Here is a 21,891-nt window from a genome sequence, read left to right as displayed (position 1 = left end):
GCTCGGCATGGCGGCGCTGGCAGCGTGCGCCGCACCGGCGCGGGCGCAGGCCGACTATCCGAACCGACCGATCCGGCTGATCGTGCCGTTTCCTGCCGGGGGTGCCACCGACCTGATCGCGCGCGCCACGGTCGACAAGCTGTCGCAGCGGCTCGGCCAGACCGTGCTGGTCGACAACCGGGCCGGCGCGGGCGGGTCGATCGGCTCGGCCGAGGTGGCGCGCGCGGCGCCCGACGGCTACACGCTGCTGCTGGCCACCAGCAGCACGCACGCCATCGGACCCGAGCTGAACCCGAAGCTGCCGTACCGCGCCGACACCGACTTCACGCCGATCCTGCAACTCGCCCAGGCACCGAGCCTGGTGCTGGTGCCGTCGACGCTGCCGGTGAGCTCGATGGGCGAGCTGATCGCCTACGCGAAAGCGCGGCCGGGCCAGCTGAACTACGGTTCGAGCGGCAACGGCACCATCGTCCACCTGATGACCGAGGCCTTCAAGGCGCAGGCCGGCGTCTTCGTCACGCACATCCCGTACCGCGGTACGTCGTTCGCGATCAACGACCTGCTGGCCGGGCAGGTGCACATGGTGTTCGAGAGTGTGGTGTCGGGCCTGCCCCATGTGCGCGACGGCAAGCTGAAGGCGCTGGCCATCACCAGCGCAGCGCCCAGCGCGCTGGTGCCGGGCGTGCGCACCGTCGCCGAATCGGGGCTGCCGGGTTACGAGGCGACGACCTGGTTCGGCCTCTACGGCCCGAAGGGCCTACCCCCGGCGCTGGTCAGCCGGCTCAACGCCGAGCTCGGCGCGGTGCTGCGGATGAACGAGGTCCGCGAACGGCTGGCCGGCTTCGGCGCCGAGCCGGTGCGGGCCCACACAGCTGCAGATTTTGCCGAATTTGTCGCCAGAGACCGCGCTCGTTGGGCCCGCATCATCAAGGAGCGCCGCATCAGCGTCGAATAGGCGGCGAAGGAGTTGCCGCCTCGGATGAGCTCGTGCCTGCCCGCCCAGGGCCCCCCGCCGCCTGACCCGGACGCCGCGCCGCTGCACGGGGTCCTGCACTCGCTGCGCGACAGCGAGGCGCGGTTCCGCGACCTGACGGCGATGGCCTGCGACTGGTACTGGGAGCAGGACGCGGCGCTGCGTTTCATCGCCTGCACCGGTGCCGAATCGGCGGCCCCGGTCTGGCACGACGGGCGGCACGCCGGCCTGGCGCCGTGGCAGCTGCCCGGGGCGACGATGAGCGACGAGGTCCGCTTCGCCCAGCGTGCGGCGCAGGCGGCGCGGCTGCCGTTCCACGACCTGCGCTACCAGCGCCGTGACGACGGCGGCGGGCTGCACGTCGTCAGCATCAGCGGCCGCCCGATCGTCGACGAGCAGGGCCGTTTCCGCGGCTACCGCGGCATCGCCCGCGACATCACCGAGCGCACGCGCGAGGAGAGCCTGCTGCGCCTGGAGCATGCGGTGGCGCGCTGCCTGGCCGATGCCGACGATGTCGGCGTGGCGCTGAAGACCGTGATCCAGGCGATCTGCGAGACCGAGGGCTGGGAGTACGGCCGCTACTGGCGCGCCGATGACGCGGCCGGCGTGCTGCGCTTCGCGGCGTCGTGGTGCGTGCCGGGCAGCCTGCTCGGGCCGCACATGCAGTCCAGCGAAGGGGCGGTGTTCGCCGCCGGCGCCGGCATGGTCGGCCGCGCCTGGGCCACGGGGCAGCCGCTGTGGGTGGCCGACCTGACGCAGCGCAAGCATGTGCTGCAGGCGCAGCTCGGGCCGGGGCTGAACCTGCACGGCGCGTCGATGTTCCCGGTGATCTCGCAGGGGCGGGGCATCGGCGTGATGTCCTTCGTCAGCCGCGTCGTGCGCGAGCCCGAGCCGCGGCTGCTCGAGGCCTTCAGCGTGATCGGCGGCCAGATCGGCCTGTTCCTGCAGCGCAAGCAGCGCGAGGACAGCCTGCGCGAGAGCGAGGCGCGCTTCGAGCGCCAGGCGCTGCAGCAGGGGCTGATCGCCGCGTTCGGCCAGCAGGCGCTGGCCAACGTCGGGCTCGAGGCGCTGCTCGAGCAGGCCAGCAAGGCCGCGGCCGCCGGGCTCGGCGTGGACCGCTGCGACGTGCTGCTGCGCCCGCAGGCGTCGGAGGGCGCCTTCGCGCCGGTGTCGGACGGCGCCCTCGCGCCGGTATCGGAGGGCGAATTGCCGCAGCTGCAGGGCGCCAGCAGCGCGATCGAGGCGCCGATCAGTGGCCGTGACGGCGACTACGGCGTGCTCGCCGCGCTCGCGGATTCACAGCGCGAGTTCCCGCGCGAGAGTCACGCCTTCCTGCAAAGCCTGGCCAATGCGCTGGCCACCGCGATGGACCGCCACCGCACCGAGGTGCGGCTGACCTGGCTGGCGCAGTTCGATCCGCTGACCGGCCTGCCGAACCGCTCGCTGCTGATGGACCGCCTCGGCCAGGCGCTGGCGCAGGCGCAGCGCCATGGCTGGATCGGCGCCGTGCTGTTCATCGACCTCGACCGCTTCAAGATGGTCAACGACACGTTGGGCCACAAGGCCGGCGACGAGCTGCTGATCCAGGCCGCGCAGCGCCTGAAGGAGTGCGTGCGCGCAAGCGACACCGTGGCCCGGCTCGGCGGCGACGAATTCGCCGCCGTGCTGTCGCAGCTCACGCATGCCGACGATGCCGCGCACGTTGCGCAGAAGATCATCGCCGCGCTGTCGCGCCCCTTCGTGCTCGACGGCCAGGCGGTGCACGTGTCGGCCAGCATCGGCATCGCGCTCTATCCGCGTGATGGCGACGAGGCCGACCTGCTGCTGCGCAATGCCGACACGGCGATGTACCGCGCCAAGGAGCAGGGCCGCAACGCGAGCCAGGGCTACCTGCCGGCGATGAACGAGCAGGCGCCGGAACGCCTGCAATTGCAGACCGAATTGCGCGGCGCGCTGGAGCGGCGTGAGTTTGTTCTGCAGTACCAGCCGAAGATCTGCCTGGCCACCGGCGCGCTCGCCGGCTTCGAGGCGCTGCTGCGCTGGCAGCATCCGGTGCGCGGCCTGGTGCCGCCGCTGCGCTTCATTCCGAGCCTCGAAGAGACGGGCCTGATCATCCCGGTCGGCGAATGGGTCGTGCGCACGGTCTGCGAGCAGCTGGCCGCCTGGCAGGCCGCGGGCATGGCGGTGCGGCCGGTGGCGATCAACCTGTCGGCGCGGCAGTTCCAGCAGCGCGAGCTCGACGCGACGATCGGCGCGCTGGTGCGCGCGAGCGGCATCGACGCCGGCCTGATCGAGCTCGAGCTGACCGAATCGATGCTGATGAGCGACCCCGAGGCGGCTGCGCGCACGCTGCGCAACCTGCGCTCTTTCGGCGTGCGCCTGTCGGTCGACGATTTCGGCACCGGCTACTCGAGCCTGAGCCACCTGAAGCGCTTCGCGCTCGACACGCTGAAGATCGACCGCACCTTCGTGCGCGACGTCACCGTCGATGCCGACGACGCGGCGATCACCGTCGCCATCATCGAGCTCGCGCACCGGCTGAAGCTGAAGGTCGTGGCCGAAGGCGTCGAGACGCGCGAGCAGCTCGACTTCCTGCGCGCGCACCAGTGCGACGAAGTGCAGGGCTTCTACTTCGCCAAGCCGATGACGGCGGACGATTGCGTGCGGCTGCTCGTCGGTGAGCATTCGGCCGGCGTCATGGCGCGTTGGTTCGAAACACCGCCACCCGATCCCCCAGCCGGTCCGCCTGCTCCTGCAGCGCCGCCGCCGCGGCCGCCGTCTGCTCGACCAGCGCCGCGTTCTGCTGCGTCATCTGATCGAGCTCGTTGACCGCGCGGCTCACGTCGGCCAAGCCGGCGCTCTGCTGCTGCGCCGCCGTGCTGATCGTGCCGACGCCGGCGAGCACGCGCTCGACCGCGGCGACGATGTGATCCATCGTCGCGCGCGCCTGCTCGGCGGTCTGCAGGCCGGCGCGCACTTCGCCGGCCGAGTCCTCGGTCAGGCCCTTGATCTGCTGCGCCGCCTGGCCGCAGCGCTGTGCGAGCTCACGCACCTCGCCGGCGACGACCGCGAAGCCGCGGCCGGCGTCACCGGCGCGCGCCGCCTCGACGGCGGCATTCAAGGCCAGCAGATGCGTCTGGAAGGCGATCGCATCGATCACGCCGCTGATGTCGGCGATGCGGCGCGACGAGGTGCTGATCGTCGCCATGCGCCCCATCACGCTGCGCATCGCCTCGCCGCCGCGCAGCGCCACTTGCGAGGCGCCGCTGGCCAGCGCGTGCGCCTCCTGCGCGGTGCGCGCCGACGCGCCGAGCGCGCCGGCGAGCTGCTGCGTCGTCGACGCGGTGTGCTGCAGCCGTGCCGCGGCGAGCTCGGTGCGCTGCGACAGGTCGCGGCTGCCGCCGGCCATCTCGCGGCTCGCGCCGGCAACGTGGTCGGTGGTGCCGCGTACTTCGCCGACCAGCGCCGCCAGCGCCGCCTGCATGCGCGCCAGCGCGGCGAGCAGCTGGCCGGTCTCGTCGCGTGCCGTGCTGACGATCGGCACCGACAGGTCGCCGCCGGCGATGCGCTCGGCCACCGCCACGGCTTGCGCGATCGGCCGCGTCACGCTGCGCGAGATCGACCACGCCGCGGCGCCGCCGATCAGCAGCGCCAGCAGCGAGAGCCCGAGCAGCCCGCCGGCGGCGCTGCGGTAGGCGCGCTGGCTGAAGGCCTGCGCCTGCGTGCTGCGCGCGACCTCCCGCGCGCGCAGCTCGTCGATCTGCGCGACCCACGCGGATTGCACCTGGCGCAGCTCCAGCGTCACCAGCGTCGTTGCATCGTCTTTCTTGTCGGCCAGCGCGAGCTGCGCGACCTGCTCGCCGATCGGCCGCGCATCGCGCTCGGCGAGCTCGAGTGCGGCCAGGTGCTTGGCCACCGTTGCATCGGTGGCCTCGTTGCCAGCCAGCGCAATGAAGGCGCGCCGCGCGGCGTCGTAGCGCGACAGCGCCTTCTTCATCCGCGTGACCTCGCTCGGCAGCTCGTCGACCCACGGGATCAGCACCAGGTTGCGCAGCGTGATCGACACCTCGTCGACCGCGCGGATCATCTCGCCGGCCAAGGCGATGCGCTGGTTTTGCACCTCGACGATGACCGTCGTGCGCGCGGCCATGCGGTCCATCGTCATCAGCGCGACGCCGAGCAGCACTGCGAGCAGCGCCAGCACGAGGCCGAAGCCGAGCGCCAGGCGCTGCGCGAGTCTCAGCCGCAACAGCAGCGTGAAGCGGGGGAAGGGTGGGAAGGGCAGGCGGAACGGCAGTCGCATCGCGGCTCTCCTCGATTCAGCGCGTGATCACCGCGCGATCACCGTGTCGAGGCCCTGGTGCGCTCGAGCACCAGGCGCACGCCGGCGAAGGCGCGTTCGGCATCGATCGGCACGAAGCCATCGGCGCCGTCGAGCAGGCTGCTGGCCTTGGCCGGAAAGCGGTAGCCGTAGGTGCACTGGCGCACGCGCTGCTGCACGTCGGGCGCGAGCTGGCGGCTCATCACCATCGCCTCGACCGGAAAGGGCTCGCTGGCCCACAGCACGCGAAAGTCCTGCGGCTTGATCTCGCCCTTGCGCACCATGCGTTCGAACTGGTCGCTGGCCACGGCCGCGCCTTTCCAGAAGCCGTAGAAGGTGCCGACGATCGAGCGCTCGTGGTTGCCGGAGTAGACCACCTCATAGTCGCGCTCGGGCACCAGGCCGATGGCCGGGAACAGCGCGCGCGGCGCCAGGTTGCCGGAGTTCGAGCGCACCGACGAGTGCGCGATGCGCGTGCCGGTGAGGTCGGGCGGCCGCAGGTAGCTGCTGTCGGCGCGCACGATCAGGTGCAGCCGGTACGAGCCGTAGCGGCCGCTCGTGGTGTCGCCGCGCACCGCGAAGGCCTCGCCCTGGCCTTCGTCGATCGCCGCCGGCACCAGCCCGGTGAAGAACTGCGCCAGCTGCAGCCGGCCGGTGCGCATGTGGGTGACGAGCTCGCTCTCGGGCAGCAGGTCCAGCGCATCGAAGCGCTCGCTCACCGGCTCGCCGCGCAGGTTCACCAGCTCGACGTTGGCGCACTGCGCCAGCCGCTTCAGGTAGCCGCCGTAGAGCATCGCCGTCTCGACGCGGTTGTAGGTCTTCGGGAAGGCCACTGCGAGGCGCGTGCGCGGGGTCGCCGCATCGGCGGTCGGCCCGTATGATGACGCGCACAGGGTGGCCAGCAGAATGCCGAGTCCGTGCCTCTGGAAACTTGTGCTCATGACCTGCTCCTGCACACCGATGCCCCAGCGTAGGCCAGCCAGGCCCGTGCTGTCTGGTCCGCGCTTGCAGCCGGCTGTCGAAGACCTTTCGGATTCATTTCAGAAGCACTCGGGATTTGCGCGTGTGCGGCACTTCGTCACGTTGGGGCTGCTGCTCGGCGCAATCACCGGCGCATTCGCCGCTGACGAATGCCGCCACCGCGGCGACCTCGATGCGCCGTATTGCGATGCCGATCGCGACCTGGTGGCCGATCCGCCCGCCGATCGCCGGCGCTGGCGCGCGCCGCACACCATTGCCTTCACCTACACGCCGATCGAGGAGCCCACGCTGTACGAGCGCCTGCTGCGCCCGCTGACCGCGCACCTGTCGCAATGCGTCGGCCGTCGTGTCGTCTATTTCCCGGTGCAGAGCAATGCCGCGCAGATCGAGGCGATGCGCAGCGGCCGCGTGCAGGTGGCCTGGTTCTCGACCGGGCCGACGGCGTTTGCCGTCAACATCGCCGGCGCCGTGCCGTTCGCCGTGAAGGGTGATGCGCAAGGCGCGCAGGGCTACAAGCTGATGCTGATCGTGCGCAAGGACAGCGCATTCCAGAAGCCGGGCGATTTGAAAGGCCAGCGTGTCGCGCACACCTCGCCAACCTCCAATTCCGGCAATCTCGCGCCGCGCGCGCTGTTCCCGGCGCAGGGGCTGGTGCCCGGCGACGACTACCGCATCGTCTACTCCGGCAAGCACGACCATTCGATCCTCGGCGTCGTGCGCGGCGAATACGACGCCGCCGCCGTGGCGTCCGACGTGCTGCAGCGCATGCAGCGCCGCGGCCAATTGCGCGGCACCGAATTGCGCGTGCTCTATGAGAGCGCGCCGTTTCCGACCGAAGCGGTGGCCTATGCGCACGACCTCGAGCCCGCATTGCGCGACAAGCTGCTGAAATGCTTCTACGACTACCGCTTCGCCGACGACATGCGGCGTGAATTCCAGCAGGCCGATCGATTCGTGCCGGTGCGCTACCAGCGCGACTGGGCGATCGTGCGCCAGGTGGCCGAAGGTGTCGGCGAACGTTTCGACCGCAAGGCCTATGACAGTGCGGCGCGGCCGGCGAAGTAACCCTCTCCCTCCGCCGGCCGCTCCAAGCGGCACGTGTTACAGCACGCGCTGCCGCACCTGCGTCACCACCACCTCGGCCATCACCACGACCGTGAAGATCGCCAGCAGCACCGCGGCGACGCGGTCCCATTGAAACAGGTTCATCGCGGTGTCCAGCACCATGCCGATGCCACCGGCGCCGACCAGACCGAGCACCGCCGATTCACGCACGTTGATGTCCCAGCGCAATAACACGATCGACCAGAACGCCGGCTTCAATTGCGGCCAATAACCGTAGCCGATGCGCGCGCACCAGCCGGCGCCGGCGGCTTCCAGCGCCTCGATCGGCCCGCGTGGTGATTGCTCGATCGCCTCGCCGAGCAGCTTGCCGACGAAGCCGATTGAGCGAAAGCCGATCGCCAGCGCACCGGCCAGCGCGCCGGGCCCGAAGACCGCGACGAAGAGCAACGCCCAGACCAGCGAATTGACCGAGCGCGAGGACACCAGCACCAGCCGTGCAAAGAAGTTCAGCCCGCGGTGGCGCGTCAGGTTCGGTGCCACCATCAGGCCGAACGGCACCGCCAGCAGCAGCGACAGCAGCGTGCCGAGCGTCGCGATGTGCAGCGTCTCGACCAGCGCATCGTGGATGCCTTTCGGGTAGTGGCGCCAGTCGGGCGGCCACATGCGCTGCACCAGGTCGCCCATCTGCGCCGGCGCATCGGCCAGGAACTCCGGAACGATCTCGATGTGGCGCAGCGACAGCGCCGCGGCGAGCACGATCACGAACCACACCGTCCAGCGCAGCCAGCGCTGCGCGGGCGTGTGCCGCTGCCACTGCGGCGCGCCCAGCGTGTGTGGCGGCAGGGCCGCTTCAGACATGGAACACCTTTTTCACCTGTTGGGTCAGCAGCTCCGCGCACAGGATCAGCGCGACGATGGTCGCGAGGATCGTGAACACGAAGCCGTAGTCGAAACGCTGGAAGGCCGCGAACAGCGCGCCGCCGATGCCACCGGCGCCGACGATGCCGACCATCGTCGAATTGCGCAGGTTCGAATCGAGTTGGTAGGTGGCGAAGCCGACGAAGCGCGACAGCACCTGCGGCAGCACGCCGAACAGCACGACGTTGGCGAACGACGCGCCGGTGGCGCGCACCGCTTCCACCTGCTTGGGCGAGATCTCCTCGATCGCCTCTGCGAAGAGCTTGCCGATGAAGCCGATCGAGCCGACGGTGAGCGCCAGCACGCCGGCCAGCGCGCCGAAGCCGACCGCCTTGACGAACAGGATCGCGACGATCACCGGATGCAGCGAGCGGCACAGCGCGACGACGCCGCGCGCCGTCCAGCTGACGCCCGCGGGCATCAGGTTGCGCGCGCCCAGCAGGCCCAGCGGCAGGCTGATCAGGATGCCGAGCAGCGAGGCCAGCACGGCAATCTGCAGGCTCTCGACCATGCCCGAGAACAGGATGTCGCCCTTGCGCAGATCGGGCGGGAACATCTTGCCGAGCAGCCGTGCGCCCTGGTCGAGGCCGGTCAGGAATCGCGGCCACGAGACCTCGAGCCGGCTCAGCGCATACAGCGCATAGAGCGCGACGCCGAGCAGCGCCGCGCGGCTTGCGGCGCTGGCCCGAAAGGGAGTCGACGGCGCACTCACTGCAACCATGACTCACCACCGTAGATCGTCTGCAGCAGCGCATCGGTCAGGCCGGCCGGATCACCGTCGTAGACGATGCCGCCGCCGGACATGCCGACGATGCGGTCGGCAAAACGCCGCGCCAGTTCGACGTCGTGGATGTTGACGATCACCGGCACGTGCTGCGCACGCCCCAAGTCGCGCAGCAGCGTCATGATCTCGACCGACGTCTTCGGGTCGAGCGACGAGGTCGGCTCGTCGGCCAGCAGCACGTCGGGCTGCTGCATCAAGGCGCGTGCAATGCCCACGCGCTGGCGCTGGCCGCCCGAGAGCGCATCGGCGCGCTGGTTCGCGAAGCCCGCCAGCCCCACCGTCTCCAGCAGCGCGAACGCACGCGCAATGTCCTCGTGCGGAAAGTGCCGCCGCCACGCATTCCACGCGCCGACGTAGCCGAGCCGCCCGGTCAGCAGGTTCTCCATCACCGTCAGCCGCTCGACCAGGTTGTATTCCTGGAACACCATGCCGATGCGGCGACGGCTGTGGCGCAGCGCGCGGCCACTGAGCGCGCTCAACTCGATGCGCTCGCCGCGCGAGTGCAGGCAGATCGAGCCCGCGCTCGGGTCGACGAGCCGGTTGATGCAACGCAGGAGCGTCGACTTGCCGGTGCCCGAGGGGCCGATGATCGCCGTCAGCCCGGCGCCTTGTATATGCAGGTCGATGCCCTTGAGCACCGGCTTGCCCGGCGTGTAGGCCTTGCTCAGGCCGCGGATGTCGAGTGCATGCATGCTTGGCTCACTTCTTGGCCTTGGCGGCTTCGCGTTCATAGGCCGCGCGGTTGAACTTCTCGCCCGCCGCTTCGGCGACGTGGCGCACGATCGCGAAATCCTTCTGGTAGGTGATGGGCGTGAAGCGGTCGGCGCCGTCGAAGGCCTTCTGCATCTCCGGCGTGAAGCGGTAGTCGTAGAAGCACTTCAGCATCTTGTCGCGGAAGCTGGGCTCGAGGTCGTGCGCATAGGCGAAGGACGAGGTCGGGAACTTCTCGCTGCGGTAGAGGATGCGGAAGTCGTCTTCCTTCACCTCGCCGCGGCGCGCCATGCGCTCGAAGACATCGGAGGCCACCGCAGCGGCGTCGTAGTCGCCGCTCATCACGCCCATCACCGACTGGTCGTGCTTGCCCGAGAAGACGATGCGGTAGTCCTTCTCCGGCACCAGCCCCTGTTTCGGGAACAGCGCCAGCGGCGCCATGTGCCCCGAGTTCGACGACGGCGAGGTGTGCGCGAGCTTCTTGCCCTTCAGGTCCGCCGGCTTCTGGAACGGGCTGTCCTTGCGCACGATCAGCAGCAGCTGGTAGCCCTGGTAGCGGTCGGCATAACCCTTGACGGCGAAGGGCACCGCGCCGGCGATGTTGACTGCGAAAGCCGTCGGCCCGGTCGAGAAGCCGGCGACGTGCAACCGGCCCGCGCGCATCGCCTCGATCTCGGCCGCATTCGACTGCACCTGGTAGTACAGCACCCGCTTGCCGGTGCATTGCGCCAGGTGATCGGTGAAGGGCTTGAAGGCCTTCTCGTAGACGGCCGGGTCCTCGACCGGCGTGTAGGTGAAGACCAGCGTGTTCGGCACCTTCAGCCGCGCGGCTTCGGCGGGCGGGTCGGCGGTCAGGTCCTTGTTCAGATCGCAGTACTGCGCGTCGAGGTCGCCGCGGTTGGCGCAGACATCCTGCGCATGGGCCGGGGCGATGAGGGCTGCAGCGCAGAGCGCGGCGGCGGCGAGGGTGCGGATCATGCGTTGTCTCCTGCGGTTCGGGATGGCTGCACTCTAGGGAGCGCGGCCCGGTCCGTGGGGCGGGTTCTTTCGAGACCATTGCCACAGGCTTTCGGCTGCCTTTCGATTTGCATCGGGCTTTCCCTGGCGAGCCGGCGCGTCGCTTTGGCGCACGCTTGCGGGCATGAAGATCCTGCTCGTCGAGGACGACCTCGACCTCTCCGGCGCGCTGACGCGCGCGCTCTTTCGCCGCGGCTTCGAGGTGGTCGTCTGCATCGATGGTGTCGAGGCGCTGAACCTGACGCGGCACCACGATTTCGACGCCATCCTGCTCGACCTGTCGATCCCCGGCATCGACGGCCTGCGCGTGCTGCAGCGCCTGCGCAACCACGAGGACTGGACGCCGGTGCTGGTGCTCACCGCGCGCGGCGCCGTGGGTGACCGCATCGTCGGGCTGAATGCCGGCGCCGACGACTACCTGGCCAAGCCCTTCGACCTCGACGAGCTCGAGGCGCGCCTGCGCGCGCTGGTGCGCCGCGGCGGCAGCAGCGACGAACTGGCCTGCGGCGCGCTGCGCTATGACAAGCGCGCCGGCATCTTCCTGCACGAGACCAAGCCGCTGGATCTGTCGCCGCGCGAGAGCGCCCTTTTGAAGGCGCTGATCGCGCGGCCCGGCCACGGTGTCACGCGCGACCGGTTGTTCGCGCTGGTCTTCGCCGCCGGCGAGACCGTGCAGCCCGATGCGCTGGAAGTCATCGTGCACCGCCTGCGCCGCAAGCTCGCCGGCACCGGCGTCGAGATCATGACCTTGCGCGGCGTCGGCTACCTGCTGTGCGATGCGCCGAAGGCGGCGGCGTGAGGCGGTGAAGCGCCCCGCCAACCTCAAGCGTTACCTGCTGGCGGCCACGCTGGGGCCGATCGCGCTGCTGATGGCGATCGACGTCGCGAGCCTCTACGACAGCACGCTGCGCACCACCGCCGCCGCACATGACCGGCTGCTGCAGGCCACCGCGCAGCAGATCGGCGACCTGCTGCGCGTCGAGCGCGACGTGCTGAGCGTCAGCGTGCCGCTGGCGATGATCGAGGCGCTCGAAGGCGCCGGCGGCAGCCGCGTCTTCTACCGCGTGATCGGCTTCGACGGCCGCCATGTCGCGGGGGACGCCGAGCTGCCGCCGCCGCCCGCGACGGCAGCGAGCGCGCCGCGCGAACTGCGGCAGAGCTTTCGCGCCGATGTCGACGGCAAGCCGGTGCAGGTGACGGCGCTGTACCAGCCGATCGAGACCTCGCAGGGGCAGGGCGTGGCGCTGGTGCTGGTGGGCGAGACGCTGGAGGCGCGCCAGGCCTCGGCCGCGACCTTGCTGCAGAGCATGCTGGTCCGCCAGGCGGTGCTGATGCTGGTGATCGCAGCGACGATCTGGGCCGTGGTGCGCCAGGCGCTGCGGCCGCTGGCCGCGCTGGGCAACGAGCTGAAGCAGCGCAGCGCGGAAGCCACCAGCGCGCTGACGACGCATGGGCCGGAGGAGCTGGAGCCGGTGATCGACGAGATGAATGCGCTGTTCCTGCGCCAGCGCCAGATGCTGCTGCAGCAGCAGCGATTGATCGCCGACGCGTCGCACCAATTGCGCACGCCGATGACGGTATTGAAGACGCAATTGCAGTCCGCCATGGGCGGTGATGCGCCGGTGGAGGTGGTGCTGCCGGAGATGCTGCGCACCGTCGACCGCACGACGCACCTGGCCAATCAGTTGCTCAACAAGGTGCGGCTGGAAACGATGCGCAGTGCCGAGCAGGCGCAGCCGCTGGACATGAATCAGATCGCGCAGGAAGCGGTGATCGAGATGTCGCCGCTGCTGGCCGCCAAGCACATCGACTGTTCGCTCGACACCGGCAGCGCGGTGATCGTGCGCGGCAACGGCTGGATGGCCGGCGAGCTGGTGCGCAACCTGCTGAGCAATGCGATCCGCCACACCCCGGCCGGCGGTGCGCTGGGCATCCGATTGCGCCACGACGCAGCGCAGGGCGCCGAGCTGACCGTCTGGGACAGCGGCCCGGGCATCAGCGAGGACATGCGCGCGTGGCTGTTCCAACCGTTTGCGGCCGCGCACGGCATTGGCGGCAGCGGACTCGGGCTGTCGATCTGCCTGGAGATTGCGCAGTCGATGCAGGCACGCATCGAGCTCGTCAATCGTGTCGCCGCCGACGGGGCGGTGCAGGGGCTCGACGCGCGGGTGCAGTGGCCGGAGTGACCGGGCCCGGCAGCGGCCTCGTCAGGAACCTGCTAACGCCACAGATCCACGGCCTTGCCTTGCTCGCGCAGCTTCTCGGCACGCGCCTGCACGAAGCGCTGGAACTGCGGCTCGCGGGCGTGCGCGCCGCTGGCGACGTAGTCGAACGCACTCTCGATGTGGAACGGCCGCATGTGGCCATCGAAGCGGAAGGCCTCGCGGCCCTGCGCGTCGAAGAAGACCACCGTCGGGTACAGCATGATGTTCAGGTCGCGGGCCCAGCTGCGCGTCTCGGTGCGGCGGCCGTCGGGCGTGATGAGCGTGGCGGGCGCGCCGGGCAGCAACCGCGCCACGTCGAAGCCGCCGAGCAGGCTGCGCAGCGACGGGCGCGCGAAGGCCTCGGCGTGCATCTCGGCGCAGGCCTTGCACGACGGGGACTCGAACAGCACCGCCAGCGGCCGGCCGCGGCCGGCGCGCGCCAGGTTGGCGGGGTTGCGCATCAGGTAGGGGCGCGGGCCGTCGACGGCGATCTCGGGCTCCTTCATCTGGGCGCTGAGGTACTCGGCCAGCGATTGCTCGCGGTCGCGGCGCTGGATCACGTAGTCCAGCACGTGCGTGAAGCGCTCGGGCGGCAGGTAGCCGTTCAGGCGCAGCACCAGCTTGCCGTCGGTCTCGAAGAACAGCAGCGTGGGCGTGAACTGCACTTTGAGCATCCGCGCCAGCGCCTTCTCGGTGGTCTTCGTGCCGTCGATCCAGGTGACGTCGGCATCGCCCCAGATGTTGATCGCGATGGCGACGAAGTGCTTGCGCGTCTTGTCGGTGATCGCACCGGGCCCGAAGCTGGCCTTCATCAGCGCCTTGCAGTAAGGGCAGCCGTCCTGGCCGAAGTAGACCAGCACGCGCTTGCCCTCGCGGGCCGCCTCCGGGATCTCGTCCTTGAAGTCGAGCAGGCTGTTGGAGAACCAGCGCGGGATGTCGATGGCATGCGGTGACGGCGTGAACTGCGCCGCTGCCGGGCCGGCGGCGAGCAGCAGCGATGCCAGGGCGAGCAGGGCGAGGCAGGCATGCAGCCGTGCGAGCAGTCGTCGGGTGATGTGCATCGTCTTTCTGGTCCGGGGTCAACGTTTCGAGAGCCGATCGTAGTGGCAGGGCTACGCGCGCGCCGTGGCGATCTCGTCGAGCCGCGTCGTGTAGCGCGGCGAGCGCCGCTCCTGCCGCGAGGCGTGCGCGCTGGGTCCGCCGTGGCGTGCCGCGCTGGCGACGGTGACGGCATCGCGCCCGAAGCGCTGGTTCAGCGCATCGAGCGCGGTCATCAGCTTCTCGGCGCTGCGCTGCGGTGCGTCGGTCGGCGGATCGAAGCCGAACAGATCCGGCGTCGCGTCCGGCTGGCCCTCCGGCTGCAGGTCGACCAGCATCACGCCCGCCTTGACGTAGTTGAAGCCGGGGCGATGGATGCTGCGCAGCGCGCGCACGGCCGCCGCGATCAGCACGCGGGTGTCGGCGCTGGGCCGGGGCAGGGGCAGCGTCGCGCTCGGCGCGTGCTGGCGGTCGTTCTGGCGGTACGGACTGGTGGCGATGAACACCTGCACCGCACCGGCCACACTGCGCTGGTCGCGCAGCTTGCGTGCCACCTGGGTCGTGAACTGGCTGGCCACCTCGATCAGCGTGGGCAGGTCGGTCACCGGCGCGCCGAACGAGCGCGAGCACATGATCTGCTGATTGGCATCGGGCGCGTCGTCGACGCTCATGCACGCGGTGCCGCGCAGCTCACGCACCGTCTTCTCGATGACGACGCTGAACTGGCGCCGCAGCGCCGAGGCGTCGGCGCGCAGCAGGTCGAGCACGGTGGTGATGCCGCCCTCGTTCAGACGCGCGGTGGTCTTGCGCCCGATGCCCCAGACGGCGCCGACCTCGGTGGCGCGCATCACCGCCTCGAGCTGCGGCGCGGTGAGCTCACCGAAGTTGCACACCTGGGCCAGCGCGCGCGGGTAGCTGCCCGGCTTGCGCTCGGCCGTCTTCGCGACGTGGTTGGCCAGCTTCGCCAGCGTCTTCGTCGGCGCGAAGCCCACGCTCGTCGGCAGGCCGGTCCATTGCAGCACCTTGCTGCGCAGCGCGCGGCCGATCGCCGCCAGGTCGCCCGGCACGCCGTCGAAGTCGAGGAAGCATTCGTCGATGCTGTAGATCTCCTGCCGCGGCGCGAACTCGGCGGCCAGCGCCATCATGCGGGCGGACATGTCGCCGTACAGCTCGAAGTTGGCCGACAGCGCGATCAGCCCGGCCGTGCGCTCCAGATGCCGCACCTCGAACCACGGCTGGGCCATGCGCACGCCCAGCTCCTTGGCCTCGTTGCTGCGGGCGATGCAGGCGCCGTCGTTGTTCGACAGCACGACCACCGGGCGCGCGTTCAGCGACGGGCGAAACACCCGCTCGCAGCTGACGTACATGTTGTTGACGTCGACGAGTGCGAACACGGGCCGCCCCTCAAGCCGCGAGCGGCCGGATCACATGGGTGACGACGCCCCAGATCTGCAGCTCTTCGCCATCACCGGCCACCCAGTCGGGGCAGGCGGGATCGGCGGCTTGGAGGCGCACGTCGGCGCCGCGCTGGTGCAGGCGGCGGCAGATCAACTCGTCGCCGACGATGGCCACCACCACCTGGCCGTGTGCCGCGTTCATCGCCCGGTCGATCAGGGCCAGGTCACCATCGTCGACACCGGCATCGCGCATCGAGCCGCCGACGATGCGCATCAGGAAGGCCGCCTGCGGATGGCGGATCAGGATGTCGTTGAGATCCAGCCGCGTGACGCCGCTTTCGCTGGCCGGCGAGCCGAAGCTGATGGCGACGCTGCTGCCCATGGAAGTCTCCGGAGACTGTACAAAACATCAGTATCGCGCAGGCCAGTCCGCAGGTCACCCCGCATGCGCGACGACGCTGGCCCCACCTTGCTTGCCGCGGTACATCGCCGCATCGGCGCGCTTGAGCAGCAGCGCGGTCTCGGCGCCGTCCGCCGGCGCCAGCGCAAAGCCGATCGTCGTGCCGAGCCGGCAGGGCGTGCCGCCGGCGAGCGCGAAGGGTTCGGTGAAACAACGCAGCAGGTGATCGGCCACCTCGCGCGCCTGACGCTCTTCGCGCAGGCCGCCGACGACGATGACGAACTCGTCGCCGCCCAGCCGCGCCACCAGGTCGCCGGCATCGCTGCGCACGCTGGCCTGCAGGCGGCGCGCCACCGCGACGAGCAGCTCGTCGCCGGCCTCGTGGCCGTGCTGGTCGTTGACCGCCTTGAAGCCGTCCAGGTCGAGCAGGAACACCGCCACCTGCCGCTGCGGCGTGGCCCGCGGCAGCGCGTGGTCGAGTGCCGCATGCAGGCCACGGCGGTTGGCCAGCCCGGTCAGCGGATCGGCGTGGGCCATCGACAGCAGCGCCTCGCGCTCTCGCGTCGCGCGCTGGGCGGCCAGCTGCACCGCCTTCAGCCGCAGGGCGATCACGCGCATGAACAGCAGGATGTCGAGCGTGGCGCCGAGCTGAAAGGAATGCAGGCTCCAGAAACCGGCGTCGATGCGGCCGCGGATCAGGCCGACCATCACCGCGGTCGCCACGAAGTAGCCCAGCCACGCCGCCAGCAACGCCCAGCCGACGCCATCACCGCGGCGCGCCAGCACCACCGCGCCGGGCAGGCCCAGCAGCGCCGGCGCGAGCCCCAAGGTGCCGATGACGGCGCTGACCTGGTGCACGTCGAGCAGGTCCAGCGCAAACGCGGCCGCGGCGGTGACCAGCAGCGCGGCCACGCCCTTCATCAGCGCTGCGAAGCCGCGCCAGCGATGCGGCCGCAGCGCATGCTCGACGAACAGCGCCGAGCCGGCCGAGGCCAGCAGCGCACACAGCCCGCCGGCATGCAGCTCGACCCAGGGCCGATCGGGCCACAGCACCTGCGCACCGATGCCGAACTGGAACACCGAGAACATCACGCTGGCGCTGGTCAGCAGCGCGTACTTGCCGAACAGGTGCTCGCGCAGCGTCAGCCACTGCATCAGGCTGTAGAGAACGAGAAACAGGCCCAGCCCGCCGAGCAGACCCTGCAGCAATTGCTCGCGCAGCGCGAGGGCATGGAAGGTGGCGGGTTTCGACAGCGTGATCGGCAGGATCAGCCCGCCGCTGGCCTGCACGCGCAGCCACAGCTCAGCCTCTGCTCCTTGCGACATGTCCGGCGGCAGGTCCAGCGGCACGGCCAGCGTTCGGCTGCCCAGCGGGCGATCGGCGAAGCGCTGCAGGTTGCCCAGCGTCACGCTGCGCACGGCGCGCCCGCCCGTCACCAGGTGCACGTCGACGCGGTTCAAAGGCGGGTAGTCGATGTCCAGCACCCAGCGGCCATCGGAGCCGGGCGCCACGCGCAGCGGCAGCCGCAGCCACACGCCCGCCTTGCTTAAGCCCAGCGAGCCGCGCGCGCCCCCGGGTGGCTTGAACTGCGCGGCCGCGGCACGCGCCTGCTCCAGGCCGAGCGGCCCGGCGGGCTCGACGAGCACCGTGATTGCGGGCCAGGCGTCGACGCGGCCGGCCGCGTCATCGAGCGCCAGCGGCGCCTGGGCCCGAACGTCCGGTGCCGCTCCGCAGGCGAGAACGAGGATCAGCAGCAGGCGACACAGCAAGGGCATGGCGGAGAGCCGAGCGCCGCGGGCCGGTGCCCGGCCCGGCGTGGGCGTACGGCGCGCAGTATCGCGCCGCGCCGGCCAAGACGACATGGCGCCGGGCGCGCCGCGGTCCCCGGTCATCCCGGCATGGACAATGGACCGGATGCGGTTCACGAACGGATCCGAGGGCGCGGAACGCAAGCGATTGGGCGTTGCGCTGCTGCTCTCCCTCCTGATTCACGCGCTGCTGTTGAGCCTGACCTTCGGTGGCGGCCTGGGACTTCCGGGGCTCGGCTTCCCGTGGCAAGAGCGGCGGATCGAGGTGCCCGAGCTGCGCGTGGTGATCGTGCCGCCGCGCATCGCCCCGGCGGCGCCGGCGATCGCGCCGGTCGTGCAGCCGCGGCAGCAGGCGCTGGTCGAGCAAGCGGTTCTCGGTGCGCCGATCGTCGTGCCCCCAGCGGCCGATGCGAACGCGCCGTTGCGCGTCGTTGCGCCCGATGACGCGGCGCCCGTACCGATCCCGCCGCCCGCGGTGATCGCCTTGGCACCACCGAACGAGCCCACGCTGATCGTGCCGCCCGCGCCGCCCGTGCCGACGCCCGTCATCGCGGCAGCGCCCAGCGCCTCGAGTCCGGAGCGCGCGCTGCCGGCGCCTCGAGATAACGCTGATGAAGCGCGGGAGCGGCAGGCCGAGCAGTTGGAAGCGGCGCGGGTGGAGGCCGCGCGCCTGGAGACCGAACGCCAGCAGGCGGCGCGGCAGGCGGCAGCCCGGCAAGAGGCCGCGCTGCAAGAGGCTGCGCGCCAGGAAGCGGCACGCATCGAGATCGCGCGCCAGGAGGCCGAACGCCAGAAGGCCGCGCAACAGGCCGCTGCCCGGCAGGAGGCTGAGCTGCAGGAAGCGGCTCGCCAGAAGGCTGCGCAGATCGAGGCCACTCGGCTGGAGGCCGAACGCCAGAAGGCCGCGCAGCAGGCCGCAGCCCGGCAGGAGGCCGAGCAGCAGGAGGCGGCGCGCCAGAAAGCTGCGCAGGCCGAGGCCGCTCGGCAGGAGGCTGAACGCCAGAAGGCCGCACAGCAGGCCGCGGCGCGGCAAGAGGCCGCGCGCGTTCAGGCCGCAGAAGATGACAACGCAAGGCGGGAAGCCGCGCGTCGCGCGATGGGACGCCAGCTGGACGAGGAAGCCGCCGCCCGGCGCGAGGCGGCCGCGAAAGAAGCGCCCCCGACCAGCAACCTGCCGTACTCGTGGAGCAGCGCACGCCGCGGCCGGCTGTTCGGGCGCACCGACCCCAACGCCGAGCTCGTGCTGTACGCGGAAGCCTGGGCCCGCAAGATCCATCAGAACATGACCATCGACATGGTCCGCGAAGCGGCCAGGCGGCCGCACATCGATCCCGTCGTGACGGTGGCCATCCGGCGCGACGGGTCCGTGGAGTCGGTGACCTTCGTGGTGTCCAGCGGCGTGCCCGAGATCGATGACGCGGTCCGGCGCATCGTGCAGAGCCAGACGCCCTACCAGGCCTTCTCGCCGGCATTGGCCCACGACTTCGACGTGATCGAGATTCGCCGGACGTGGCACTTCGACGTGGCGGTGCGGCTGTATTGACGACCTGTGGCATCGTCAGTCTCTGCGAACACCCAGGGGGAACTCATGCTTGTCAGACGTGGACCGCGCATCGTCAAGGCTTCGGGCTCGCCTGGTGGGTCGGAAGACTGGTGGCACAAGCAGCGAATTCCCAGTCCTGCGGCGAAGGGCTCGGAATGGAAGCTGAGTGACACGTTCACGGCCCTCACGCTCATTGGTGCAGTGGCTTCGTTCAGCGCAAGTGCCTACAAGGACCGGGAGCTCAGGAAGGGCGAGCACGCCGACAAGGTTCGCGTGACTGCTGCGCAGCTGTTGGGCAAGACCAATGCATTGCGCACCTCCGTGCCAAGCTCCGTCCTGGAGGCGCAGCAACGCATCGTCGAGACGAAATTGCGGCTGCTGACGAACTACGAGCCCCGCAACGAGATGCACGCGCTGTGGGGAGCGCTGCTCGACAGTCAAGTCAAGACGCTCCAACGGGTTTCAAGCCTGCAAACGGATCCGAGCTATCTCACGTTCTACACATTCAGCCCAAGCACGAAATTGTGCATTGACGGTGCGATCGACCTCATAGAGCGAGAGCTTCGCGAAGGGTATGCAAAGGTGCTGGCAACGGTCGAGCACACCCGCGAGCAACTCCCGAAAACGAAAGGCGACTACGTGCCTGCCGCACTCTACAGCCGGATATCGGCGCCGCTCTTCGCGATGGAACGTGCGAGTGAGGACTCGATGAGAAGGCTTCTGGGCCCCATCGAGAAGCACCTCGTCGGCGTCATTGCGCGCGGCGACGATGAACTGCTGGCAGAAGCGATGCAGCAGGAGATCGTGGATTGTGGCGTGCGGACGCCCAATTCAAGGAGTCGGTAGCCGACAATCCACATCCCTGTCATTGCCCGATCAGCGACGCCTTCCACGCCGCCCGCAGCATCGCCGCGTTGTTGGTCTGCGCCTCGTTGCCCGTCGAGTTCTGCGAGATGAACACCTCGGTGCCTGGGTACACCACGAGTTGCGTCGCCGCGCCACCGGCCCCGCCGTTCTTCGTGTACAGCGGGCCGACGCCGTCGGGGCCGTTCATCGCCGGCGCCTCGCCGCCGAAGCCGATGGCCTTCGCGGCGGCCAGGTCCGCGGGCGTCAGCAGCGCGCCGTTGACCAGCTTGGACAGGAAGCGCGCGTACTCCTTGGACGTCATCTTCAGCCCGCCCGGGCCGGCTTCCAGGTAGTCGTCCTCGCTGTCGGCGATCCAGGGATAGATCTCGTCGGTCGGCGGCGTGCCCCACTGGTAGCGGTAGGCACCGTTCTCGCCGTCGCCGTAGACGTACTTGAAGTCGGCATCGACGCCGACCTCCTTCAGCATGTCGAGCATGTATTTGCGGAAGCGCTTGCTCATCTCCTCGTTGCGTGCCGTCTCGCTCGGCTCGTACAGGAACAGGTTCGTCACGCCGACCGGATCCAGCACGTAGGGCAGCAGGTAGCGCATCAGCGCGTAGTGGATGTTGTGGTAGCCGGCATCACGCACCATGCCGCCGGCCACCGCGTCGCGCAGGCAGAGGTACGGGCTGTTCGCGCAGCTGGCCGGGTAGTGCAGGCCTTTGCCGACCGTGGGCGTCAGCCCGTGCGACAGCAGCTGGCGGAAGGTGACGGTGTTCATGCCCGGTCCACGCGCCCAGGGCTGCGGCAGGTAGGGCCCGACGGCAGCATCCACCGACACGCCACGATCGCGCAGCGCGCGCAGCATCGCGACCAGCGTCACCGTCTTCGTGGTGCTGGCCATCACGCTGAGCGTGTTGTCGGTGAACGGCAGCGGCCCCAACAGGCCATTCGTGGCGGTCACCGCGCGGCGCGCCCCGCCGGCGCCGGTGCGCCGCACCTGGCCGTTCTGCGCGATGGCGTAGCTGAAACCGACGACGAAGGGCGTCAGCCGGGTCTCGATCTCCTGCGCGAAGCGGTCGAGATCCACCGCGTAATCGGCGGTATAGACCACCTGCCGCAACGGCGGGTAGCCCGGCACCGGGATGCTCAGCGTCTGCAGGAAGTCGCGCGCGGCGGGCGACTTCTGACCGATGAACTGGCCGGCGCTGAGGTTGGCGGTCTGGTGCGGCAGGTCGAAGAAGCTGCCGACCAGGCCGTTGCCCGTGCGCGTGGCGATGCCGACGGTGGCATAGACCGGACGCGTCGCATCGGCGTCAGCGAAGCGCTCGGTCATCGTCACCACGGTCGCGCCGTACTGGCGCACGTAGGCCCGGCTGCCGTCGGAGCCCTGGTAGGCGCCGTCGAGGTCGTCGGCCATCGTGGACTGGAATTTCGCCTCGCGGCCGTGCGGAAAGGCGAACGAGCTCGGCAGCTTGGCGATCCAGGTCGTCGCACCGACGTTCTCGCCGCTGGTGCGCTGCAGCGTCGAGCCGCCGTTGGACAGCGTCAGATTCAGCGGGCCCTGCTGCGTGCTGGCGCCCTTGGGCAGGCCGTAGACCTGGCCGGTGATCGTCATGCCGGAGCGCGTGCCGTTGAAGACGAACGCGCGCTGGCCGCTCGCATCCTGGCTGAAACCGACCACGGTGTTGCCGATGGCGCGTGTCGAGAACACGCTGCCGTCGGAGCCGTGGTACGTGCGGGTCAGTGCGATCGGGTCGCTGCCGACCAGATCGGAGGCGTGGGCCGGCAGCGTGACGGCCAGCGCGGCGGCCGCGGCAAGGCCGGTCCACAGGCGTTTGCTGCCGATCGGCGCGCGGGTGGGATGCGTGGGCGAAGACATGT

17 protein-coding genes and 1 pseudogene are annotated in these 21,891 nt (G+C 70.2%); 7 read left to right on the top strand and 11 right to left on the bottom strand.

Annotation, left to right across the window (positions count from 1 at the left end):
• Nucleotides 1–7: 7 nt before the first annotated feature.
• Both HLB44_RS00650 and HLB44_RS36935 read left to right on the top strand, forming a co-directional pair.
• On the top strand, nt 8–955 hold the full coding sequence (locus HLB44_RS00650; protein ID WP_173121243.1) for a tripartite tricarboxylate transporter substrate binding protein: 948 nt from the start codon (nt 8–10) through the stop codon (nt 953–955).
• Nucleotides 956–979: 24 nt separating this feature from the next.
• The gene (locus tag HLB44_RS36935; protein ID WP_246311999.1) at nt 980–3,802 is read left to right on the top strand and encodes a sensor domain-containing protein; all 2,823 of its coding nucleotides are present in this window, start codon (nt 980–982) and stop codon (nt 3,800–3,802) included.
• Nucleotides 3,803–3,839: 37 nt separating this feature from the next.
• Here HLB44_RS36935 and HLB44_RS00635 read toward each other — a convergent pair.
• Both HLB44_RS00635 and HLB44_RS00630 read right to left on the bottom strand, forming a co-directional pair.
• Nucleotides 3,840–5,276, bottom strand: a pseudogene (locus HLB44_RS00635) (methyl-accepting chemotaxis protein); the annotation flags it as partial.
• 38 nt (nt 5,277–5,314) lie between these two features.
• The gene (locus tag HLB44_RS00630) at nt 5,315–6,235 is read right to left on the bottom strand and encodes a PhnD/SsuA/transferrin family substrate-binding protein (protein ID WP_173119563.1); all 921 of its coding nucleotides are present in this window, start codon (nt 6,233–6,235) and stop codon (nt 5,315–5,317) included.
• Between the two features lie 124 nt (nt 6,236–6,359).
• On the opposite strand from HLB44_RS00630, the gene phnD (HLB44_RS00625) reads away from it, so the two are divergent.
• A complete protein-coding gene (gene phnD / locus HLB44_RS00625; protein ID WP_425500755.1) occupies nt 6,360–7,340 on the top strand; it encodes a phosphate/phosphite/phosphonate ABC transporter substrate-binding protein in 981 nt (326 codons plus the stop codon).
• Nucleotides 7,341–7,376: 36 nt separating this feature from the next.
• Here the strand turns inward: phnD (HLB44_RS00625) and phnE (HLB44_RS00620) are convergent, their stop codons facing one another.
• Genes phnE (HLB44_RS00620) through phnD (HLB44_RS00605) form a run of 4 tightly spaced genes read right to left on the bottom strand, consistent with a single transcriptional unit; the run spans nt 7,377 to nt 10,731 of the window.
• The gene (gene phnE, locus HLB44_RS00620; protein ID WP_173119559.1) at nt 7,377–8,198 is read right to left on the bottom strand and encodes a phosphonate ABC transporter, permease protein PhnE; all 822 of its coding nucleotides are present in this window, start codon (nt 8,196–8,198) and stop codon (nt 7,377–7,379) included.
• The gene (gene phnE, locus HLB44_RS00615) at nt 8,191–8,979 is read right to left on the bottom strand and encodes a phosphonate ABC transporter, permease protein PhnE (RefSeq protein ID WP_173119557.1); all 789 of its coding nucleotides are present in this window, start codon (nt 8,977–8,979) and stop codon (nt 8,191–8,193) included. The genes phnE (HLB44_RS00620) and phnE (HLB44_RS00615) overlap by 8 nt, the downstream gene beginning before the upstream one ends.
• Nucleotides 8,967–9,734, bottom strand: a complete 768-nt coding sequence (gene phnC / locus HLB44_RS00610) for a phosphonate ABC transporter ATP-binding protein (RefSeq protein WP_173119555.1) — start codon at nt 9,732–9,734, stop codon at nt 8,967–8,969. Before phnC ends, phnE (HLB44_RS00615) begins: the two co-directional genes overlap by 13 nt.
• 7 nt (nt 9,735–9,741) lie before the next feature.
• Nucleotides 9,742–10,731: a phosphate/phosphite/phosphonate ABC transporter substrate-binding protein gene (gene phnD / locus HLB44_RS00605; protein ID WP_173119553.1), complete on the bottom strand. Its 990-nt coding sequence runs from the start codon at nt 10,729–10,731 to the stop codon at nt 9,742–9,744.
• Between the two features lie 163 nt (nt 10,732–10,894).
• Between phnD (HLB44_RS00605) and HLB44_RS00600 the strand changes: the two genes are divergently transcribed.
• Nucleotides 10,895–11,569: a response regulator gene (locus HLB44_RS00600; RefSeq protein WP_173119551.1), complete on the top strand. Its 675-nt coding sequence runs from the start codon at nt 10,895–10,897 to the stop codon at nt 11,567–11,569.
• 4 nt (nt 11,570–11,573) lie between these two features.
• Nucleotides 11,574–12,956, top strand: coding sequence for a sensor histidine kinase N-terminal domain-containing protein (locus HLB44_RS00595; RefSeq protein ID WP_173119549.1), 1,383 nt, complete (start codon nt 11,574–11,576; stop codon nt 12,954–12,956).
• Between the two features lie 32 nt (nt 12,957–12,988).
• Here HLB44_RS00595 and HLB44_RS00590 read toward each other — a convergent pair whose 3' ends face one another.
• Genes HLB44_RS00590 through HLB44_RS00575 form a run of 4 tightly spaced genes read right to left on the bottom strand, consistent with a single transcriptional unit; the run spans nt 12,989 to nt 17,585 of the window.
• Nucleotides 12,989–14,035, bottom strand: coding sequence for a thioredoxin family protein (locus tag HLB44_RS00590; protein ID WP_173119547.1), 1,047 nt, complete (start codon nt 14,033–14,035; stop codon nt 12,989–12,991).
• A 51-nt stretch (nt 14,036–14,086) separates the two neighbouring features.
• Nucleotides 14,087–15,406, bottom strand: a complete 1,320-nt coding sequence (locus tag HLB44_RS00585; protein ID WP_173119545.1) for a Y-family DNA polymerase — start codon at nt 15,404–15,406, stop codon at nt 14,087–14,089.
• A 10-nt stretch (nt 15,407–15,416) separates the two neighbouring features.
• Nucleotides 15,417–15,791, bottom strand: a complete 375-nt coding sequence (locus HLB44_RS00580; RefSeq protein ID WP_173119543.1) for a LexA family protein — start codon at nt 15,789–15,791, stop codon at nt 15,417–15,419.
• A 54-nt stretch (nt 15,792–15,845) separates the two neighbouring features.
• On the bottom strand, nt 15,846–17,585 hold the full coding sequence (locus HLB44_RS00575) for a diguanylate cyclase (protein ID WP_173119541.1): 1,740 nt from the start codon (nt 17,583–17,585) through the stop codon (nt 15,846–15,848).
• A gap of 85 nt (nt 17,586–17,670) precedes the next feature.
• Here HLB44_RS00575 and tolA point away from each other — a divergent pair, with 85 nt between their 5' ends.
• Nucleotides 17,671–19,161, top strand: a complete 1,491-nt coding sequence (tolA, locus tag HLB44_RS00570) for a cell envelope integrity protein TolA (RefSeq protein ID WP_173119539.1) — start codon at nt 17,671–17,673, stop codon at nt 19,159–19,161.
• Nucleotides 19,162–19,206: 45 nt separating this feature from the next.
• The gene (locus HLB44_RS00565) at nt 19,207–20,007 is read left to right on the top strand and encodes a hypothetical protein (RefSeq protein WP_173119537.1); all 801 of its coding nucleotides are present in this window, start codon (nt 19,207–19,209) and stop codon (nt 20,005–20,007) included.
• Between the two features lie 19 nt (nt 20,008–20,026).
• Here the strand turns inward: HLB44_RS00565 and HLB44_RS00560 are convergent, their stop codons facing one another.
• Nucleotides 20,027–21,889 (bottom strand): serine hydrolase domain-containing protein, encoded by a 1,863-nt coding sequence (locus HLB44_RS00560; protein WP_173119535.1) that lies wholly within the window; start codon nt 21,887–21,889, stop codon nt 20,027–20,029.
• Nucleotides 21,890–21,891: the final 2 nt, after the last annotated feature.

The organism is Pseudaquabacterium terrae (genome assembly GCF_013266755.1).
Taxonomy (GTDB): Bacteria; Pseudomonadota; Gammaproteobacteria; order Burkholderiales; family Burkholderiaceae_C; genus Pseudaquabacterium; species Pseudaquabacterium terrae.
The sequence above is the reverse complement of the archived record's forward strand: the minus strand, read 5'-3'. Positions and strand labels throughout refer to the sequence as shown.

Bases quoted from the DNA above. Each gene is read 5' to 3' on its own strand.
- HLB44_RS00630 (WP_173119563.1), bottom strand. From the start codon at position 6,235: ATGAGCACAAGTTTCCAGAGGCACGGACTCGGCATTCTGCTGGCCACC.
- tolA (WP_173119539.1), top strand. From the start codon at position 17,671: ATGGCGCCGGGCGCGCCGCGGTCCCCGGTCATCCCGGCATGGACAATG.
- phnE (WP_173119557.1), bottom strand. From the start codon at position 8,979: ATGGTTGCAGTGAGTGCGCCGTCGACTCCCTTTCGGGCCAGCGCCGCA.
- HLB44_RS00650 (WP_173121243.1), top strand. From the start codon at position 8: ATGGCGGCGCTGGCAGCGTGCGCCGCACCGGCGCGGGCGCAGGCCGAC.
- phnC (WP_173119555.1), bottom strand. From the start codon at position 9,734: ATGCATGCACTCGACATCCGCGGCCTGAGCAAGGCCTACACGCCGGGC.
- HLB44_RS00590 (WP_173119547.1), bottom strand. From the start codon at position 14,035: ATGCACATCACCCGACGACTGCTCGCACGGCTGCATGCCTGCCTCGCC.
- HLB44_RS00560 (WP_173119535.1), bottom strand. From the start codon at position 21,889: ATGTCTTCGCCCACGCATCCCACCCGCGCGCCGATCGGCAGCAAACGC.
- phnE (WP_173119559.1), bottom strand. From the start codon at position 8,198: ATGTCTGAAGCGGCCCTGCCGCCACACACGCTGGGCGCGCCGCAGTGG.
- HLB44_RS00580 (WP_173119543.1), bottom strand. From the start codon at position 15,791: ATGGGCAGCAGCGTCGCCATCAGCTTCGGCTCGCCGGCCAGCGAAAGC.
- phnD (WP_173119553.1), bottom strand. From the start codon at position 10,731: ATGATCCGCACCCTCGCCGCCGCCGCGCTCTGCGCTGCAGCCCTCATC.
- HLB44_RS00600 (WP_173119551.1), top strand. From the start codon at position 10,895: ATGAAGATCCTGCTCGTCGAGGACGACCTCGACCTCTCCGGCGCGCTG.
- HLB44_RS00565 (WP_173119537.1), top strand. From the start codon at position 19,207: ATGCTTGTCAGACGTGGACCGCGCATCGTCAAGGCTTCGGGCTCGCCT.
- HLB44_RS36935 (WP_246311999.1), top strand. From the start codon at position 980: ATGAGCTCGTGCCTGCCCGCCCAGGGCCCCCCGCCGCCTGACCCGGAC.
- HLB44_RS00575 (WP_173119541.1), bottom strand. From the start codon at position 17,585: ATGCCCTTGCTGTGTCGCCTGCTGCTGATCCTCGTTCTCGCCTGCGGA.